This is a genomic window from Consotaella salsifontis (genome assembly GCF_900167365.1).
Taxonomy (GTDB): domain Bacteria; phylum Pseudomonadota; class Alphaproteobacteria; order Rhizobiales; family Rhizobiaceae; genus Consotaella; species Consotaella salsifontis.
The window spans coordinates 1-19,118 of the sequence record NZ_FUXL01000015.1; the positions used below are offsets into that span (position 1 = coordinate 1).

Genomic DNA, 19,118 nt, shown 5'->3' on the forward strand with positions numbered 1-19,118 from the left:
GCCTTCTCGGCGAGCCAGCGGCACAGCGGCCCGAGCTCGACGACGAAGCAGCCGCGATTGTGCATCAGCTTCGGCATCAGCATCGTCGGCAGGCGAATGCCGCCCTGCGGGCCGTAAACGTGGAAGCGCTCGGCCTCGACCGGGATCGCATCCGGCCCGCCCTCGCCGCGCCATTCCGGCAGCAGACGGTCGAGCGCCGAAGGGTCGAGCACGCAGCCTGAGAGAATATGCGCGCCGACCTCCGAGCCCTTCTCCAGAACCACCACCGAAAGATCAGGGTCGAGCTGCTTCAGCCGGATCGCCGCCGACAGGCCTGCAGGCCCGGCACCAACGATCACAACGTCGAACTCCATGCTCTCTCGTTCGGGAAGCGTTCCGACGTCGCTCATCTTTAAGTCCTTCAATCGTCTATGCGCATCCCTGGCGCTAACGCGCCCGAACGCGTGCGGCAAGAGCAGCGGCCTTGAGAAATGTCGGCAAAACAGGAACAATTTGGCCTGATGGAACGTGCCACGACGGACGTCCAGGAAGGACGGTCGCTTTTTGTCGCGCCTTCCCCTAAGACAAAGCCATGAGCAACAGCGCGGATCGCAGACCCGGACGAGAGGCGGCGGCCCTTCTCGCCTTCTACGCCGAGGCCGGCATCGACGTGCTGGTCGGGGAAGCGCCACGCAATCGCTTCGCGGAAACCGAACAAGAGGCCGCCGCGCAAACCCGCGCCAAGAACAGGGCCGAAACGGCCGCACCGCAGCAGAGAGAAGCCGCAAGCGCTAGAGCATCATCCGGCGACGAGGCCACTCGCGCCGCGCCGCAACCGTCGGCACCCCAGGCATTTGCGACGGTGCGGGTCGCGGTTCCCGACGACGTCGCCATTGCCGATGCTCGCGAGCGGGCACGTTCGGCGGCGTCGCTCGAAGAGCTGGAGGCCTCTCTCGCCAGCTTCGAGGGCTGCAATCTCAAAGCCACGGCGCGGTCGCTGGTTTTCGGCAACGGGGCGGCTGATGCCGACCTCATGTTTATCGGCGAGGCTCCGGGACGGGAGGAGGATGCAGCCGGCGCTCCCTTCGTCGGCCGCTCGGGAAAGCTCCTGGACCGGATGCTCTCTGCCATCGGCGTTGAGCGGCAGGCGGTGCGCGTCACCAACACCGTGCCCTGGCGCCCGCCGGGCAACCGGCCGCCGACGCCGGCCGAGACGGAAATCTGCCGCCCCTTCATCATCCGCCAGATCGAGCTGGTGCGCCCGCGAATCATCGTCTGCCTGGGCTCGCCGGCGGTGAAGGCCGTGCTTCGCACCGACGAGGGCATCATGCGCCTTCGCGGGCGCTGGCTGAGCTTCACTTATGGTGTGGAGCAGGAGGAGATCGTGCCGGCGATGCCGATGCTTCATCCCGCCTATCTCCTGCGCCAGCCCGCCCAGAAGCGCCTCGCCTGGCGCGATCTCCTGGCCCTGAAGGAGCGGCTGGACGGCGACGGGAAGGGCTCGCAGCCCTCCTGAGCGGGTTATTTTTCCCGGGCGCCTTCTCGCCAAGTTCATCGAAATGCGATACGGCGCGGCTAGTCGGCCCAAACGAGCGACGAAATTCGCCCCGCGATCAGCATCCCGCGAACATCAGGCCACCTTCATGTCTCTCCCGATTCTCCCCATTGCGGCATTGATGTCGTCCACCTTCTTTCTTCTTGCCGGCGCCGGGCTGCAGGGAATCCTGCTGCCGGTTCGCGCGTCGATCGAGGGTTGGTCGGCCTATGAAATCGGGTTCCTCGGAACGGGCTACGCCGTGGCGTTCACGGCGAGCTGCCTGGTTGCTCCGCGCATCGTTCGCAGCGCCGGCCATGTGCGCACCTTCGCCAGCCTCGCAGCGCTTCTGGCCATCGCGGTGCTGATGAACGCGCTGATCATCCATCCCATCGCCTGGGTGCTGATTCGCGGCCTGTCGGGCTTTGCGCTCGCCGGGTCCTACATGGTCATCGAGAGCTGGCTCAACGAGCGCGTCACCAACGAGACGCGCGGCACCGTCTTCTCGATCTACATGATCGTGACCATGGTCGCGATGATGGCGGGTCAGTATGTCATGCCGCTCTCGCGGCCCGAGCTCGACACGCCCTTCATGCTGGGCGCCATTCTATTCGCTCTCGCGGTGATTCCAACGGCGCTGTCGCGCGCCCCCGCCCCTACGCCGCTGACCGTCGTCAAACTCGACGTGCCGATGATCTACCACAACTCCCCGGCGGCCGCCGTCGGCGTGTTCATGGCGGGCGTCATGGCGAGCGCGTGGAGCAACATGGCGCCGGTCTTCGCGGAACGGCTCGGCTTCAACACGACGGAGATCGCCACCCTCCTGGTGGCCACGATGGCCGGCGGCATTGCCTTCCAGTATCCCCTGGGCCGCTTTTCGGATCGCATGGACCGGCGCTACGTTATGGCCCTCGTCGGGCTGATCGGCGCGGCCGTCTCGGCGATCGCCACGTTCTCGGGCTCGGTAAGCTCGGCCTATTTCTTCGCGATCGCCTTTGCCATCGGCGGCGTCATGTACCCCTCCTATTCCCTGGCCGTCGCTCACGCCAACGACTACGCTGCGGAAAAGGACTTCGTGACCATCTCGTCGGGCCTGCTCATTCTCTATGGCTTCGGCACCATGGGCGGCCCTCTCTTCGCGGCCGCCCTGATGGCCAAACTCGGCCCACGCGGCATCTTCGTGGCGACGCTCGTTTCCATGGCCGCCTTCGCGATCTATCCGTTCTACCGCACCTTCCGGCGCGAGGCACCGCGGCAGGAGGATCGAACAGACTTCCAGACGATCCCCTTCGCGCGGACACAAACGCCGGCGACTTTCGTGCTCGATCCGCGCGCGGAGGCCGCCGAGCAGGTCGTGGAAATGCGCTGACGCAACAACGGCGGCAGTGGCGGTTTCTTCAATGCCGCCAATTGCTTGGGTGGGCTGCTTGAATCACCGCCCATGTCGGCCAGCCGCCTCTCCGGTCGGCATATGCAGCGGTGGTCGATCGCCGCTGCATATTGCACGATCGCTACATGATTTTCCCTGGTTCATCCGACGGTTAGGGGGATTAACCGATCCTTCACCATATGATGAAGAGCCGAATGCGCCGGCCGCTCAACATGAGCTCGAAGGCCGGCCGGCAAAGGATTCATGCGACTCGCGTTTTCCGGTCAACCGTTGGGCGTTGTCACCCGGCGAGCCTTGTTACGCTCGATACCGAGCTGATGCTCACGATAGATGATGAAGACGCCGGCGCCGATGACGATAAGCGATCCGATGATCGTCGTCAGAGAGATCGTCTCGTCGAACAGGAACACGCCAACGCCGATGGCCAGGATGAGCGAGCTGTATTCGAAGGGCGCGATCGTGGAGGCGTCGGCATAGCGATAGCAGCCGGTGAGAAGCAGCTGCCCCATTCCGCCACAGAGCCCGGCGGCGACGAGGTAGGTCGCCTCCATCCGCGTCGGCACCTTCCAGCCGAAGAAGATCGACAGGAGAGCAATCGCGCTGCACATGATCGAGAAATAGAGAACGATCGTCGCCGTTCGCTCCGTCCGCACAAGCCTGCGCACCTGGATAGCCGCGACGGCGCCGACCGCAGCCGCCGCCAGGGCGATGACGACGCCCGAGGTTTCCGCGTTGCCGAAGCCTGAGCCCAGAATGGTCAGCTTGGGCGCCGAGACGACGAACACGCCGGCAAGCCCGACGATCACCGCCGTCCAGCGGTAGGAGCGCACGACCTCGCGCAGGAAGATGGCGGCGAAGACGACGGTGAGAAGCGCCGAGGCATAGGAGATCGCGACAAATTCCGGATAGGGCAGCCGCGTCAGGGCGAAGAAGCCGAGCCCCATCGAGGTGACGCCCACGATGCCGCGCCAGACATGGCCAAGCAGATCGTTGGTCACGAACGCCGTTTTGAGAATGCCGAGCCAGCCGAGATAGGCGGCGACGGGCACCAGGGCGAAGAACGAGCGGAAGAAGACGATCTCGCCGGGCGGCACCTCGGGACCTGCCGCCTTGATGCAGGTCTGCATTCCGACGAAGAAGACGACGGAGACGATCTTGAGGCTGATGCCGAGAGCGGTGTTCGGCTGCGCCGTCACCGGCGGCGAGGAAGGAGACGAGTCCATCGTTCTATTTGATCTTGCGGCAGGAAGGACCGGGAGGGCGCGGGCGAACACCATCTGCGACAGCGGAAGGACGTACCGTCCGCTTAGAGGCGGCCCAGCGCGGGCGTCAGTAGCTCAGGTCTTGGGAACGGAACATCGTCCCCGGCGGGCCTTTCGGCGTTCGTGGCCGGGCGCAAGACAGCGAAGGATCGGCGCGGTCGAGGCGCGCCAAAGGTGCTTGACGCAGCGATGGCGAGCGCACGAGGATCATCAGCGAAACTCCGGATGAGAATGCGAAGGTGGGCGGAGCCGACGCAGCATTCGGCATCGGACTGTCTCATCTATAGCGTTGTCGACCAGCGTCGAGAAAGAAATCTGCATTTCGTGCACCAAAACGGTTGCCTCACATCCTTCGCGCCGTTGGCAACCACGTGAGGCGCCGCTAATCCCTCGGGCAGAGGGTTATGAAAGTGAGGAAGGCCATGGAAACCGATCAGGGACAAATCATCCGGCTCGAGGACTACCGGCCGTCCGATTTCGTCATCCACCGCGTGGACATGACGGTTCGACTGTTCGAGGGCTTCGCAGAAGTCAGCTCCAAGCTCACGATGGAGCGGCGGGCGGGTACCTCGCCCTCGACGGCGCTGGTTCTCGACGGAGATGAGCTGACATTGACGGCGCTCGCGCTGAACGGGACGCCTCTTCCTGCGGAGCGCTACGCCGCCAAGGCAGACGAGCTTCGCATCGAGGAGCTTCCGGCCGCGGGTCCGTTCGAACTGACGGTGGAAACGCGGATCGCGCCCGAGGCCAACACCAAGCTCATGGGCCTCTACCGTTCCAACGGCATCTGGTGCACCCAGTGCGAGGCGGAGGGCTTCCGCCGCATCACCTATTATCTCGACCGGCCCGACGTGCTCGCGGTCTTCCGCGTGCGGGTCGAGGCGGACCGGCGAGCAGCACCAATTCTCCTGTCAAATGGCAACCCGGCCGAAAAAGGCCCGCTCGCCGAGGGCCGGCATTTTGCGGTCTGGGACGACCCGTTTCCCAAGCCCTGCTACCTCTTTGCCCTGGTCGCCGGCGATCTCGACGCGCTGCACGACAGCTTCGTCACGGCGAGCGGCCGCGACGTGGCTCTTGCCATCTACACTGAAAAGGGCCTGAGCCCACGGGCGAGCTACGCGATGGACGCGCTGAAGCGGTCTATGACCTGGGACGAGCGCCGGTTCGGCCGCGAATACGATCTGGACGTTTTTTCCATCGTCGCGATTTCCGACTTCAACATGGGCGCGATGGAGAACAAGGGCCTCAACGTCTTCAACCATCGCTACGTGCTTCTCGACGCCGACACGGCGACGGACGCGGACTATGCGGGGGTCGAGACGGTCATCGCCCACGAGTACTTTCACAACTGGACGGGCGACCGCATCACCTGCCGCGACTGGTTTCAGCTCTGCCTCAAGGAGGGGCTGACGGTCTTTCGCGACCAGGAATTCAGCGCCGACGAGCGCTCGCGCCCGGTCAAGCGCATCGCCTCGGTGCGGACCCTCAAGGCCCATCAGTATCCCGAGGATCAGGGGCCGCTTCAGCATTCGGTGCGGCCACACGAATACCGCGAGATCAACAACTTCTACACCTCGACCGTCTACGAGAAAGGCGCCGAGCTGGTGCGCATGATCGAGACCATCCTCGGACGCACACGCTTCCGCGCCGGCATGGATCTCTATTTCGAGCGCCACGACGGCGAGGCCGCGACGGTAGAGGACTTCATCCGGTGCTTCGAGGAAGCGGGCGAAGTCGATCTGTCGCAGTTCATGCTTTGGTACGACCAGGCGGGCACACCCACGCTCACCGTGGAAAGCGCCTTTGACGCAAAGGCAGCCACGCTCACGCTGACGTTGCGCCAGGAGCTGACGCGCGGCGCGGCGAAGACCGGCATCGAGCCCATGCATATCCCGATCCGTTTCGGCCTTGTCGGCCCGAACGGCGAGGACATGAGCTTCGAGACGGTTTCGGGGGCAAAGGTCGAGGGCGACGTCATCCACCTCACCCGGCGCGAGGAGCGCGTCGTCTTCGGCGGCCTGGGGAACCGACCGCTGCTGTCGATCCTGCGTGACTTTTCTGCGCCCGTCACGCTCATCAGCGATGAGACGGAGCAGGACCGCCTCGCCCTCGCCCGGCTCGACCCCAATCCCTTCAACCGCTGGCGTGCTCTCTCCGACTCTGTCAGCGCGGAGTTGAAGCGCGCCACCGAGAGTGCAAGCTCGGGCTCTGCCTCTAGGATCAACCCCGACATCTGTGAGGCGCTCGTATCCGTCGCCGCCGATGGGCGTCTGGACCCCGAGCTTCGCGCCCAGACCCTGTCGCTTCCCGGCGAATCAGAAATCGCCCGCCTGATTGGGGAAAACATCGACCCCGACGCAGTGCATGCGGCCCGCAACGACATGCTGCGAGCCGTCGGAGAAGCCGGCCGCGAGGTCTTTTCGGCGCTGCGGGCCGAAATGGCCAATGACGCGCCATTCTCCCCCGCCCCGGAAAGCGCCGGCCGTCGAGCTCTTGCCAATGCGGCGCTCGAATACGTCGCAGTAGGCGCGAAGGACCCGGCCATCGCGGCGCGCCAGTTTGCCGCAGCCCGCAACATGACCGACCGGCTCTCTGCTCTCTCCGTCCTGATCAACCACTTCCCCGAGGCTCCGGCGAGCGTCGACGCTTTGGCGCTGTTCTATGAACGCCATAAGGGCGACACCCTGGTCATGGACAAGTGGTTCGCCATTCAGGCCGCCGTGCCGCGCCCTGAAACGCTCGAGGCGGTGCGCCAGCTCGAGAGCCACCCGCTTTTCACCCTGACCACGCCGAACCGCGTGCGCGCGCTGGTTGGCACCTTCGCGTCCGGCAATCAGGTGGCCTTCAACCGGGCGGACGGCGACGGATATCGCTGGGTCGGCAGGAAGCTTCTGGAGATCGACCGCCTCAATCCTCAGGTCGCGGCGCGCGTGGCGACAGCCTTCCGCTCCTGGCGCAGCTTCGAGGCAAAGAGACGAGCTGCCGCGCAGGCAACACTCGAGGATTTGGCGAACCAGCCGAACCTTTCAGTCGACCTGCGGGATATTGTGGATCGTTCGCTTCGCTAGTTGACTCAGGCACACTTCCGAGTCCGGCGCAAGGTCTGGACAAGGTGATTCGCATCTGATCAATTGTTAACGATTCGGAATGAGGGTTCCGGATCGTGCGGCGGAACACGAGGGATCAGATGATGGGGGCGGACGCGTCAAGCGTGCCGATTAGGAGACGTTTGCTCAATTTTCTGGATTGGGCAACTCTCTGGAACAGGCTCGCGGTCTCGCCCCGCGCCACCGCCAGGCGGGTGCTGTCTCGCCCGCTGGCGTCTACGGATTTCCTTGGCCGCTCCATCCCGATATTCGTCGTGCTCTTTCTGGGCGGCCTCGCCTGTGCCCGGTTCGCGACGCTGATCCAGGATGAGCATGACGCAGAAACGGCCGCGCGGCAGAAGCTGCAGATCGCGGCCAGCCTCCTTCAGAACCGTGGCGTTGCGGCTCCGCGTCCGGCGGAAGGCATGGCGGCAGAGGCTTCCGCGCTCTTGAACAGCGCGCTGCCGACAGAGCTGACCTCCGGCGGCATTTTCGCGCTCGTTTGCGATCAAAGCGGCAAGGTCATCGGCACAACGGCGGGCTACGACCGCTTCGTCGGTCGTCGTCTCGGCGAACTGCTACCCGGCGTTCACCCGCTCCTGATGTTCGGCGTCCAGGCCGGCGTTCTCGATTCGACCTTCGACGGCGAGGACGCCATCGTCGTCAACGCCCTTTTGGATCAGCCTCTGGGCTCGATCACCCTGATCCAGAACGAGGCGGACATCCTCGCCCCCTGGCGCAGCGCCATCTCCACCGAGGTCACCCTTTACGCCATCACCAGCCTGCTCATGCTGGCGATCCTTCAGGGCTATTTCCGTCAGATGAGCCACGCGCGGGAATCCAACAGCCTCTATGTAGAGGCTCACCAGCGCGTCGATACCGCGCTGGCGCGCGGCCGCTGCGGCCTTTGGGACTGGGATATCGCGCGTGGCCGCATGTACTGGTCCCGCTCGATGTACGAGATCCTCGGCATGCAGCCGGGCGAAAGCATCATCTCCTTTGCCGAGGTTGCCGAGCGCATCCACCCTGAGGATGGCGATCTCCTCCTTATCGCGCGGGCCACCGCCGCCGGCAAGCTGACCAATCTCGACCGTAGCTTCCGCATGCGCCACGAGAGCGGAGAATACCGCTGGCTTCGCGCGCGAGCCGAGGTGATGCGCTCCCTTGATGGCGACATCCACGTCATCGGCATCGCCATCGACGTGACCGACCAGCAGACGCTGGCACGCCGCAGCGAAGAAGCGGACATTCGCCTCTTCAACGCCATCGAGAACATCTCCGAGAGCTTCGTCCTTTGGGATAGCAATCGCCGCCTCGTGCTGTGCAACACCAAATATCAGCAGGTCCTCGGGCTCACCGAAGAGGAAGTACGGCCGGGGACGCCTTATGCCACAGTCATGGCCCGCGCCCGCAAGCCCATCGAGAACCGGCCTCTCGCCAACTCCAGCCTGAGCTCCGGCGAACGGGTGATGGAGGCGCTGCTGCCGGACGGACGCTGGCTGCAGATTTCGGAGCGGCAACTGACCGACGGCGGGTTCGTGTCCATCGGCACTGACGTCACGCCACTGAAGATGCACCAGGAGCGCCTGAGCGACTCAGAACGCCGGTTGATGGCGACGATCAGCGACCTTTCCGTCGCCCGGCGCGACGCCGAGGCCAAGGCCCACCAACTTGCCACCCTCAACCGCAGCTACGTGGTCGAGAAGGAGCGCGCCGAGGCTGCCAACCGCGCCAAGACGACGTTCCTCGCCAACATGTCCCACGAGCTGCGCACGCCGCTCAACGCCATCATCGGCTTTTCCGAGATCATGTGCCAGGGCAGCTTCGGCCCCCTCGGCTGCGAGCGCTACACCGAGTACGCCTCCGACATCCATCAGAGTGGCCACTATCTCCTTCGCCTGATCAACGACATTCTCGACATGTCCAAGATCGAGGCCGGTCGCCTGCTGCTGACGCAGGAGCCGATGAATCTCGCCGATACGATCGCCGACGCCATGAACATCATCAAGGTTCAGGCCGAACAGAAGTCCATCAGGGTCAAGGCGCAGATCGAGCACAACCTTTCGGTCGTCGCGGATCGCCGCGCCGCCAAGCAGATCCTCTTGAACCTTTTGGCCAACGCGGTGAAGTTCACCGGCAACGAGGGAGACGTTGCCGTCCGGGCGCGAACGCTGGGTGACGCGGTGGTCATCTCCATCTCCGATACCGGCATCGGCATTCCGCGCTCGGCGCTGGAGACACTCGGCCGTCCCTTCGAACAGGTGGAGAATGAGCTCACCCGCACCAACAAGGGCACAGGACTAGGCCTCGCGATCGCACGCTCCCTGATCGAGCTTCATGGCGGCCGCCTGCGCATCGCCTCGACGGTCGGCGAAGGAACGGTGGTGTCGCTTCGCCTCCCGGCGCGTCACACGGATAGCGGCGACAGCTTCGACGCTGCGGCCTGAGCCTCGTCGGCCGAGCATCCTGCCATGGCTTGCCGCCCGCATCGGACGGGCGGCGTCTTCCCGCTCTCAATCCGCCGAAGGCTTTTCCGGAAACGGCAGGAGCGAGAGAAACGCCTGCCGCACAGATCCGGCAATCTCGTCGGTCGTCGTCTCGATCTGATCCTGGCTCGGAAGATCGAGCGTTTCGGCGATGCGGTCGGCGAGGCCCGGCGGCAATTCGCCCACTCTCCAACACCCTTGGGGTCCCAGACGCATCAGCTGAATGATGCGGGTGAAGGCCTGCATCGCCATTTCCAGCGACAGCCCCAAGCCAAGGCTCGGAATGACGCCGGCGCGTTCCGCCACCGCGATGACCTCGACTGTCGGGCACCCGATGAAATCAAGCGAAACGCGCCCTTCGAGGATTGCCCACTGCGCGATGAACTCGAGGTCGATCAGTCCCCCCGCTCGCAGCTTGAGATCGAGAGCCCCGCGCGCCGGCTTGTCCCGCTCAATGCGAGCCCGCATCGCCGCGATATCGTTGCGGATCGAGCTTTCATCGCGCGGCTCGCCGAGAATGTCCCTGATCGTCGATTTGACCTCGTCGATGAAACCGGGATCACCTGCCACCGGTCGAGAGCGCGTCAGCGCCATCCGCTCCCAGGTCCATGCCTGGTCCTTTTGATAGCTGCGGAAGGAATCGATGTGCGTGGCGAGCGGCCCCTTGTTGCCGGAAGGTCGAAGCCGGAAGTCGACCTCGTACAGCACCCCCTCACCCATGGGAGAGGACAGGGCCGCAATCAGGCGTTGCGTCAGCCTCATGTAGTAGACCGACGTCGGCAGCGACTTGTCGCCGTCCGACTGCTCGGCGCCGTCGTCGTGATCGTAGAGCAGCATCAGGTCGACGTCGGACCCCGCCGTCAGCTCCCGGCTGCCCAGACGCCCCATGCCGAGCAGCACCATGCGCCCGCCCGAAACACGGCCATGGCGCTCGATGAACATGGCCTCCACCGCCTCGAACGCCGAGGCGATGACCAGATCGGCGATGTTCGAGAAGGCCGCGCCGGCGCCTTCGCCCTGCATGGTCCCCGACAGAAGGCGCGCCCCCACCAGGAACTGCTGCTCGGAAGCAAAGATGCGAAGGCGCGCCAGCGTGTCTTCGTAATCCTCCGCATCGTGAAGAAATGCCTCCAGCCTTTCGGCGAGCAGCGCCCGCGTCGGCGTCTCGCGGTAGAAGGCGGGATCGATCAGCGCATCGAAGACATGAGGCCGCGCGACGATTGTGCCGGCGAGGCGCGGCGCGCTGGTGATGACCAGCGCGAGAAGTTCGAGCAGTTTCGGATTGGCCGCAATCAGCGCGAAGAACTGTAGCCCCGAGGGAAGTCTTTCCAGGAAGGCGTCAAACGCCGCGAGCGCCGCGTCGGGATCGCGCGCGCGCCCGAAGGTGCGCAGGAGAAGCGGCAGGACGCGCGAGAGCTGGGTGCGGGCAGCGTCGGACCGCGTCGCGCGATATCGCCCGACGCCCCAGGCGCGGATGACCCTGGCAATATCGTCCGGACGCTGGAAGCCGATTTCGGTCAGATAATCGACAAGACGTGAGTCCTCGTCTCCGCCGAAAAGCCGCCCGATCCGGGAGTGCTCCGGCAGCGGGCCGCGATCGCCGGCGAAAAGCTCACCAAACCGCTGATCAACCACCTCCATGTGCCGCATCAGCTCGGCGGAAAATGCGGAAAAGTCCTTGAAACCAAGGAGCTTTGCGATCCGCAGGAGCCCTTCCTCGTCCTCGGGCAGACTGTGCGTCTGCTCGTCGGCGACCATCTGCACGGCGTGTTCGACCCGGCGCAGGAACCAATAGGCGACGATGAGCTCGCTCGCGGTCTCCTTGGCGATCCAACCGCCCTCGACCAGCTCGTGCAGCGCATCCTCCGTGGAGCGCACACGCAGGCGCGGCGAACGCCCGCCCGCGATGATCTGCTGGGTCTGAACGAAGAACTCGATTTCCCGTATGCCACCACGCCCGAGCTTGACGTTGTGGCCGGCCACCGCCAGCCCCTCGAAGCCGCGATGCCGATCGATCCGCTCCTTCATCGCCTTGATGTCGGAGATCGCAGCGAAGTCGAGGTACTTGCGCCAGATGAAGGGCGTGATCTCGGAAAAGAAGTTGGCGGCGGCGGCCTGATCGCCCGCGATGGTTCGCGCCTTGACGAAGGCGGTGCGCTCCCAGTTGCGCCCGCTGCTTTCGTAATAGGAGAGCGCGGTTGATACAGGGATGGCCAAGGGCATGGCGCCAGGGTCCGGCCGCAGCCTCAGATCGGTGCGGAAGACATAGCCGTCGGCGGTGCGCTCGCCGATCATCCGCACCAGACGGCGCACCAGGCGCGAATAGATGTCGACGGCCTCGCCTGGATCGAGAATGGCCGGCGCCCGCGAGTCGAAGAAGCAGATGATGTCGATATCGCTGGAGTAGTTGAGCTCCCGTCCGCCCAGCTTGCCCATGGCCAGAACGAAGAGGCCCGCTCCCTCCTCCGGTCGATCCCGATCAGGCAGACGTATCTTTCCGGTCCGGTCGAGATCGAGCAGGCAGAAGCGAAGCGCTGCCCCCACCGCGGCCTCGGCGAGATCGGAAAGGTCGGCGGTCGTCCGGCGCGCGTCGGCTGCGCCAAAAAGATCCCGCAACGCGATCAGGAGCGAGGCTTCATTGCGCAGCCGGCGCAGCTGCGCCATCAGCCGCGTCTCCGAACTCTCCGTGCCGGGAAGCTGCCGCAACTCCTCGACGACGGCGGTAATGCGCGCCCCTGCGTCCTCCTGAAACAGGCGCTCCAGCCAATCGGGGTGGATGAGGATCAGCGAGTTGAGGAAGGAAGAAAGATCGAGCACGGCCGAGAGGCGCGCACGATCCGCTTCATCCCCGGCCTCGAGGAAATGCCGAAGCGCCGGCAGGTCCTCCGCTGTGGCACGCTCCGCAAGATCGCGCAGCCATTCCGCAGCCCGATCCTTGTCGAGCGGCTCAGGATGGATGGGTCCGCCGATCTTCAGCCGGCTCGTCCCGCTTTCGTTCATGAGCCTCGGTTCCTCCTCTAATCGGCAAGTCGAGCGTTATGCGAAGTCCCGGCCCTGCGTCGCCGAGAACGACACGGCCGCCATGAAGCTGGGCAATCGCCTGGACGAGGGAAAGCCCCAGCCCCGAGCCAGGCTTCGAGCGGCTTTGATCAAGTCGAAAGAAGCGTTCGAGAACCCGTTCGCGCTTATCCTCCGGAATGCCGGCACCATTGTCCACCACCGAAAGCTGACAATGATCGTCCTGTCTTGCAAGCGACAGGGTGATGCGTGTCGGCCCTTCCGCTGGTTGCGCATACTTGAGAGCATTGTCGATCAGGTTGGAAAGCGCCTGCGCCAACAGCTCGCGGCTGACTTCACTCATCACCGGTTCGCATTCCCCGACGACCAGCTTGGCACCGGCCTCCTCCGCCAGCGGTTCGTATAGCTCGGCAACGTCGGCGACGATTTCACCGAGGTCCACCCTGGTCATCATCGCGGGGTGGAACCCGGCTTCGACCCGAGAGATCATCAGAAGAGCGTCGAAGGTGCGGATCATCTGGTCCGCCTCGCCTATCATGCCTTCGAGCGCCGCGCGTTGCGGGGTACTTTCCGGGCTGTCGCCGAGTGCTGCCTCGGCGCGGTTGCGCAGTCGCGTCAAGGGCGTCTTCAAGTCATGCGCGATGCTGTCGGAAACCTGCCGCTGCCCTTCCTGAAGCAGGGCGATCCGCGCCAGCAGCCGGTTCAGATTGTCGGAGAGCCGGTCGAATTCGTCGCCGGCTCCAGTCACGGGCAGACGCTCCGAAAGGTCGCCCGCCATGATGCGCGCGCTCGCCTCGCTCATCCGGTCGATGCGCCGCAGCGCCCGTCGTCCGACGAGAAGCCAGGCCGCCAACGCACCCGCCGTCATAAGGGCGAGCGCGAAGATGACGGTGCGCTTCACCAGCGCGTTGAAGCGCTCCTCGTCTCCCTGATCCCGCCCGATGAGTAGGTGCATGCCGTTGGGCAATTCCTCGATCTGGGCAACGGCCCGATGGATCTGCCCGCCGTCCTTTTCGCCGAAGCGCTGATAGAAGAAGGGTTCGGAGATATACCCCTCACGATCGAGAACGCCCGCAGCGAGACTCTGGACGTTGCCGGCCAGGATGCGGCCGAGCGGATCGGTGAGGAGATAAAGCGAGGCGCCCGGCTGGCGCGAGCGCACGGCGATCGTCTGCACAAGTCCGATGATTCCGGCGGCCTGGTAAATGCCGTCGATATCCTCGATTTCGTCGGAGATGGCCTGCCGGCTTTGGGACAGCAGGATGTTTGACGCGGTTGCGTTCACATAGACGACGAGGACCAGGGCAAACACGGCGAAAAGCAGCAGGAACACCGCCGAGAGGCGCACCGCCGCCATGCGCGACAGCGCCTTGAGGCGCTTACCGAAGCCCCGCCTGCCGCCGTCTGCGGACGCCGCCATCAGTCGTCGGTGCGCATGATGTAGCCGGAGCCGCGCACGGTGTGGAGCAGCGGCTTATCGAAGTCGCGCTCGATCTTCGAGCGCAGGCGCGAGATATGGACGTCAATGACGTTGGTCTGGGGGTCGAAGTGATAATCCCAGACGTTCTCCAGAAGCATGGTGCGCGTGACGACCTGCCCGGCGTGCTTCATCAGATATTCAAGCAGGCGAAACTCTCGCGGTTGCAGCACGATCGGCTTGCCGCCGCGTCGCACTTCGTGGGACAGCCGGTCGAGTTCCAGATCGCCGACCCGGTAAACGGTTTCGATGTCGCTGCCTCCGCGGCGACGGCCGAGCACCTCCACGCGCGCCAGCAACTCGGAAAAGGCGAATGGCTTGGTAAGATAATCGTCGCCCCCGGCCCGCAGCCCGGTCACGCGATCGTCCACCTGTCCCAGCGCGGAAAGGATGAGAATTGGAGTGGTGTCGCTGCGCCCGCGCAGCGCCGCGACCACGGAAAGCCCGTCCTTCTTCGGCAGCATCCGGTCCACCACCAAGACGTCGTAAGCGCGGGATGTGGCCATGAACAGGCCCTCGTCTCCGTCGCCGGCGTGGTCGGCAACATGACCGGCCTCGCGCAACGCCTTGACGAGATACTGGGCGGCTTCGTGGTCGTCTTCGATGATCAGGATGCGCATGGACGCAAGGTCTGGTTTCGATTCGGCGAAGACCATCATAAGGCCCTCCGGCAAGGGGGGAAACGACAACGGCGGCAGATCGTGTCGATCCGCCGCCGCAGGAAACCACGGGTTGCTTCACCCGCCAGTGACGGGAGGCGGCGTCAGCCCTTGGACAGGGGCAGCGCCACGAAGCGGTTCTGACCGTTGGTGCGCAACTGGAACAGGGCCGCCTTGCGCCCCGCATCGTTGGCGCTCTTCAAGGCCTTGTCCACATCGCCCTGGGACTTCACGTCGTTGCCGTTGATCGAGACGATAACGTCGCCGGTTTCGATGCCCTTGTCGGCCGCCGCCGAGGACGGATCGACATCGGTGATCACCAGCCCTTCGCCATCATCGGAAGGCGTGATGGTCAGCCCATAGCCCGAGAGCGAGGAGGTTGCGGCGCCGGGACGCGAGGGCGCGTTGTCGGTTCCCGCATTGGTCTCCTTGTCCAATGTCGCGAGGTCGCCCAGCGTCACCGACACCGTCTTCGATTTGTCGTTCCGCCAGATGGTGATGTCCACCTTGGTGCCGGGCCGGAAGGCCGCGATGGTGCGCGACAATTCGCGCGGGCCGTCGACCGTCTGGCCGTTGACCGCCGTGATGACGTCGCCCGTCTGGATACCCGCTTCCGTCGCCGGCGTATCGCTGTCCGGCATGGTGACGATGGCGCCCTTCGGCTCCGCCAGCCCCACGGCCTCGGCGATATCCTTCGTCACCGCCGAAATCTGGACGCCGAGCCATCCGCGCTCGACATTGCCGTGCTCACGAAGCGACTGGACGACGCTCTTGGCGACGGTTGCCGGAATGGCGAACGCGATGCCGACATTGCCGCCCGAGGGCGAGAAGATGGCGGTATTGACGCCGATCACCTTGCCCTGGAGATCGAAGGCCGGGCCACCCGAGTTGCCCCGGTTCACGGCCGCGTCGATCTGAAGGAAGTCGTCGTAAGGGCCAGCGCCGATATCGCGGCCGCGCGCCGAGATGATGCCGGCGGTCACGGAGCCGCCAAGACCGAACGGATTGCCGACCGCCACGACCCAGTCGCCGACGCGCACCTTCGAATCGTCGCCGAACTCGACATAGGTGAACTTGCGGCCGTTGGGATCGACCTTCAGAACCGCGAGATCGGTGCGCTTGTCGGCGCCAATGAGCTTGGCCTTGAGCTCCGTTCCATCGTCCAGCACGACGGTGAAGTCCGAGCCATCCTCAACCACGTGATTGTTGGTGACGAGATAGCCGTCATCGGAGATGAAGAAGCCCGACCCCTGCGCCATCGCCTTGTGCGGGCGAGAGGGGCGCTGCCCGCCATTGGGCATGTCGGGATTGCCGAACTGGAAGAAGCGGCGCAGCGGATGGTCCGGCGGCAGATTGCCGAACGGATTGTCGAAGTCGCTGCCGTCCGACATGTTCGTGTCGACGTTCTCCGTGACACGCACGGAAACGACGGCCGGCGAAACCCTCGACACCACGTCGGCAAAGCCGAAATTCTGCGCCGGCGCCTCGACCGTCACCGGGTCGGCGAAAACCGGGAGAGTGGAGGTCATCACGCCTCCCGAAAAAGCGAGACCGGCTGCTCCGGCCGCGAGCACGGCCGCACGCAGACGATTGCGACCGCTCTTCTTTTCAACATCGTTCCGCATCGGAGGTCCTTTTCCAGAGATTTTCTGCGACGCGAGGCGCAACGGCCTGCCGTCTTCGAGACTCTAGATAGGTGAACGGAGATTACCGGACCTTTTCGATGAGATGACGGTTTCGTAAGGTGCGATCCTGCGCACTTAGCGGGGCGGGAGCGGCTCTTCGTCATCCTCGAGAATACGAACCGCGTCGCCCTCCAGATCATCGAACTGCCCGTTCCGATAGGCCCAGAGAAACCCAAACAGTCCGGCGGCTCCGAGTCCCAGCGCGATCGGGATCAGAATGACGAGGACGTTCACGCGGTGGCCTCCCTTTGCGGCGCGGCGCGGCGCGGCTCCTCGGCTGGCACAATCGGCCGGCGGAAGGCAAGACGCAAACGCAGCGCATTCCCGACCACCACGAGCGACGACGCCGACATGGCGATCGCGGCGACGAGAGGTGTCACGCCGCCGATGACGGCGAGCGGCACGGCGATGACGTTGTAGAGAATCGCCAGGGCGAAGTTCTCCTTCACTGTTGCCAGAACGCGCCGCGACACGTCGAGCGCCGTCATTACGGCATCAAGGGAACGGCCGGTGAAGATGAAGTCGGCGCTCGCCCGCCCGACATCCGATGCCTCGGATGGCGTGATCGAGACATGCGCTGCCGCCAGCGCGGGTGCGTCGTTGATGCCGTCGCCGACAAAGAGCACGGCCCCTTCCCGGCTGAGGGATTCCACGGTTTCGATCTTCTGGCGAGGAGAAAGCTCGCCGAGAGCTTGATCCTCAGGAATACCGAGTGCCCGCGCGGTGCTCGAAACGCTCTCCTGCCGATCACCGGAGACGATCCACACTGGCAAAGAGGATGCGCGAAGGGTCGCGATGGTTTCGCCAGCCTTCGAACGGAGCACGCCCTCGACCGGCACCGGCCGCGCGGTTTCCCCCTCCGCAGCCAACCACAGGCTGGCCGGGGCCTCTTCTGATGCGTGCTGCGCCGAAATCCCGCCGACAAAGGATCGCTTGCCGAGGCGAATCCGCCTGCCGTCGGAAAGGCTGCCCTCCAGCCCCTCGCCCGCCGTCTCGGTCACGGCATCGAAGGCAGAATATGCGATCCCCCTCGAACGGGCGGACGAGACGACCGCCCGCGATAGCGGATGACGGCTGGCGCCAGCGAGGCTGGCGGCGAGCGCCAGCGTCTCGTCCGTCACCGTACCGGCGACGGCGAGACTGTCGGGCTCGGTCAGCGTTCCCGTCTTGTCGAACACCGCCTGTCGGATCTCCGCCATCCGCTCAAAAGCGGAGCCGGTGCGCACCAGGATGCCGCGTTGAAGCAGAACGCTGGCCCCGACGACCTGGGCGATCGGAACCGCCAATCCGAGGGCGCAGGGACAGGTGATGATGAGAACGGCAATGGCTGCGCGCAACGCGTCGTGCCAGTCGCCCGTGGCCACCATCCATCCGGCGAAGGTGGCGAAGGCGAGGATATGGACCACCGGTGCGTAGGCGGCGGCGGCGCGGTCGGCCAGCCGCATATAGGCGGCCTTGCCCTGTTCGGCAGCCTCCATGAGGCGAACCATCTCGGCGATCAGGCTGTGCTTGGCATCCGCCGTCGCCTCCACCTCGACCGTGGCCGTCAGGTTCAAGGCTCCCGCCTCCACCACATCGCCCGGCACCAAGGCCGCGGGCAGACTCTCCCCGGTGGCGAGCGAACGGTCGATATCGGTGCGGCCGCGAACGAGGCGGCTATCGACGGGGAAGCGCTCGCCGACCGGCACCTGAAGCCGCATGCCGGGCCTCACCTCGTCGATCGGCGCGTAGCCGACCTCGCCATCTCCATCGATCACCATGGCGCCCTTGGCGGCCATGCGCGTCAGCCGGGCGATGGAGCTGCGTGCCTTTTCCCGCATCTGCTGGTCAAGCACTCGGCCGATGAGGAGGAAGAAGAGCAGCGTCGCCGAAGCGTCGAACCACGTCTCGCCGCCGCCGAAAAAGGCTTCGTAGATGCTCATGCCGAGCGTCAGGAGGACGGCGAGAGAGATCGGAACGTCCATGTTGAGATGCCCGCCCCGCAGCGCGGCCCAAGCCGAGCGGTAGAACGGCTGGCCGGCATAGAGCACGGCGGGCACGGCAATCAGGCCTGAGATCAACTGGAAGAGATGCCGCGTCTCGCCCTCCGCGCCCGACCAGACGGAAACCGAGAGAAGCATGATGTTGCCGGCGGCAAAGCCCGCGACCACGAGCGCGCGCACGAGAGCGCCGAAAACCGGATCGGAGCGGCCATCGTCCTCCGACAAGTCCATCGGCGAGACGGTATAACCCAGCCGTTCCACCGCCTCGACCACGCGATAGGGATCGTCCATCGCTTCATCGACGACGGCCCGCACGCGCCGCGTCGAGAGATTGACGCGCGCCGACGCCACGCCGTCGAGGCGCATCAACCCTCTCTCGATGGTGGTGATGCAGGCAGCGCAATGAACTTCCGGGGCGAAGAAGACGAAGCTCAGTCGCCCCTCGCCGTCGGCGATGCCGGAGCGCAGGAATTCCTCCCGCCGAAGGTCCCGCGCATCCGGCGCGAGCTCGGTTTCGGAGACGCTCGATCCCCCGCAGCAGCTCATGCGGGCCTCCATGT

General features: G+C 65.0%; 12 protein-coding genes. 4 read left to right on the plus strand and 8 right to left on the minus strand.

The features are described from left to right. On the minus strand, positions 1-389 hold a 389-nt coding region (locus B5D38_RS17455; protein WP_131829958.1), incomplete at its 3' end, for an NAD(P)/FAD-dependent oxidoreductase. A 182-nt stretch (positions 390-571) separates the two neighbouring features. On the opposite strand from B5D38_RS17455, the gene B5D38_RS17460 reads away from it, so the two are divergent. Both B5D38_RS17460 and B5D38_RS17465 read left to right on the plus strand, forming a co-directional pair. Next, positions 572-1,495, plus strand: a complete 924-nt coding sequence (locus tag B5D38_RS17460; RefSeq protein WP_078709731.1) for a uracil-DNA glycosylase family protein — start codon at positions 572-574, stop codon at positions 1,493-1,495. A gap of 127 nt (positions 1,496-1,622) precedes the next feature. Next, on the plus strand, positions 1,623-2,882 hold the full coding sequence (locus B5D38_RS17465) for an MFS transporter (protein ID WP_078709732.1): 1,260 nt from the start codon (positions 1,623-1,625) through the stop codon (positions 2,880-2,882). A 284-nt stretch (positions 2,883-3,166) separates the two neighbouring features. Here the strand turns inward: B5D38_RS17465 and B5D38_RS17470 are convergent, their stop codons facing one another. Next, the gene (locus B5D38_RS17470; protein WP_078709733.1) at positions 3,167-4,126 is read right to left on the minus strand and encodes a DMT family transporter; all 960 of its coding nucleotides are present in this window, start codon (positions 4,124-4,126) and stop codon (positions 3,167-3,169) included. A 461-nt stretch (positions 4,127-4,587) separates the two neighbouring features. On the opposite strand from B5D38_RS17470, the gene pepN reads away from it, so the two are divergent. Further along, on the plus strand, positions 4,588-7,233 hold the full coding sequence (gene pepN, locus B5D38_RS17475) for an aminopeptidase N (protein WP_078709734.1): 2,646 nt from the start codon (positions 4,588-4,590) through the stop codon (positions 7,231-7,233). Positions 7,234-7,394: 161 nt separating this feature from the next. Continuing rightward, complete coding sequence (locus B5D38_RS17480) at positions 7,395-9,698, plus strand: PAS domain-containing sensor histidine kinase (protein WP_245319332.1); 2,304 nt, start codon at positions 7,395-7,397, stop codon at positions 9,696-9,698. 66 nt (positions 9,699-9,764) lie between these two features. Here the strand turns inward: B5D38_RS17480 and B5D38_RS17485 are convergent, their stop codons facing one another. The 6 genes from B5D38_RS17485 to B5D38_RS17510 all read right to left on the minus strand — a co-directional run bounded on the left by B5D38_RS17485 (position 9,765) and on the right by B5D38_RS17510 (position 19,104). After that, on the minus strand, positions 9,765-12,737 hold the full coding sequence (locus B5D38_RS17485; RefSeq protein WP_078709735.1) for a bifunctional [glutamine synthetase] adenylyltransferase/[glutamine synthetase]-adenylyl-L-tyrosine phosphorylase: 2,973 nt from the start codon (positions 12,735-12,737) through the stop codon (positions 9,765-9,767). Further along, entirely contained in the window at positions 12,685-14,175 is a 1,491-nt protein-coding gene (locus B5D38_RS17490) for a sensor histidine kinase (RefSeq protein WP_078709736.1), read from the minus strand. The genes B5D38_RS17485 and B5D38_RS17490 overlap by 53 nt, the downstream gene beginning before the upstream one ends. Continuing rightward, positions 14,175-14,891 carry a response regulator transcription factor gene (locus B5D38_RS17495; RefSeq protein WP_078709804.1) on the minus strand — a complete coding sequence of 239 codons (717 nt, stop codon included), beginning with the start codon at positions 14,889-14,891 and terminating at the stop codon, positions 14,175-14,177. Before B5D38_RS17495 ends, B5D38_RS17490 begins: the two co-directional genes overlap by 1 nt. A 104-nt stretch (positions 14,892-14,995) precedes the next feature. Then, a complete protein-coding gene (locus B5D38_RS17500; protein WP_078709737.1) occupies positions 14,996-16,516 on the minus strand; it encodes a Do family serine endopeptidase in 1,521 nt (506 codons plus the stop codon). Positions 16,517-16,651: 135 nt separating this feature from the next. After that, complete coding sequence (ccoS, locus tag B5D38_RS17505; RefSeq protein ID WP_078709738.1) at positions 16,652-16,810, minus strand: cbb3-type cytochrome oxidase assembly protein CcoS; 159 nt, start codon at positions 16,808-16,810, stop codon at positions 16,652-16,654. Next, a complete protein-coding gene (locus tag B5D38_RS17510; RefSeq protein WP_078709739.1) occupies positions 16,807-19,104 on the minus strand; it encodes a heavy metal translocating P-type ATPase in 2,298 nt (765 codons plus the stop codon). The genes ccoS and B5D38_RS17510 overlap by 4 nt, the downstream gene beginning before the upstream one ends. Positions 19,105-19,118: the final 14 nt, after the last annotated feature.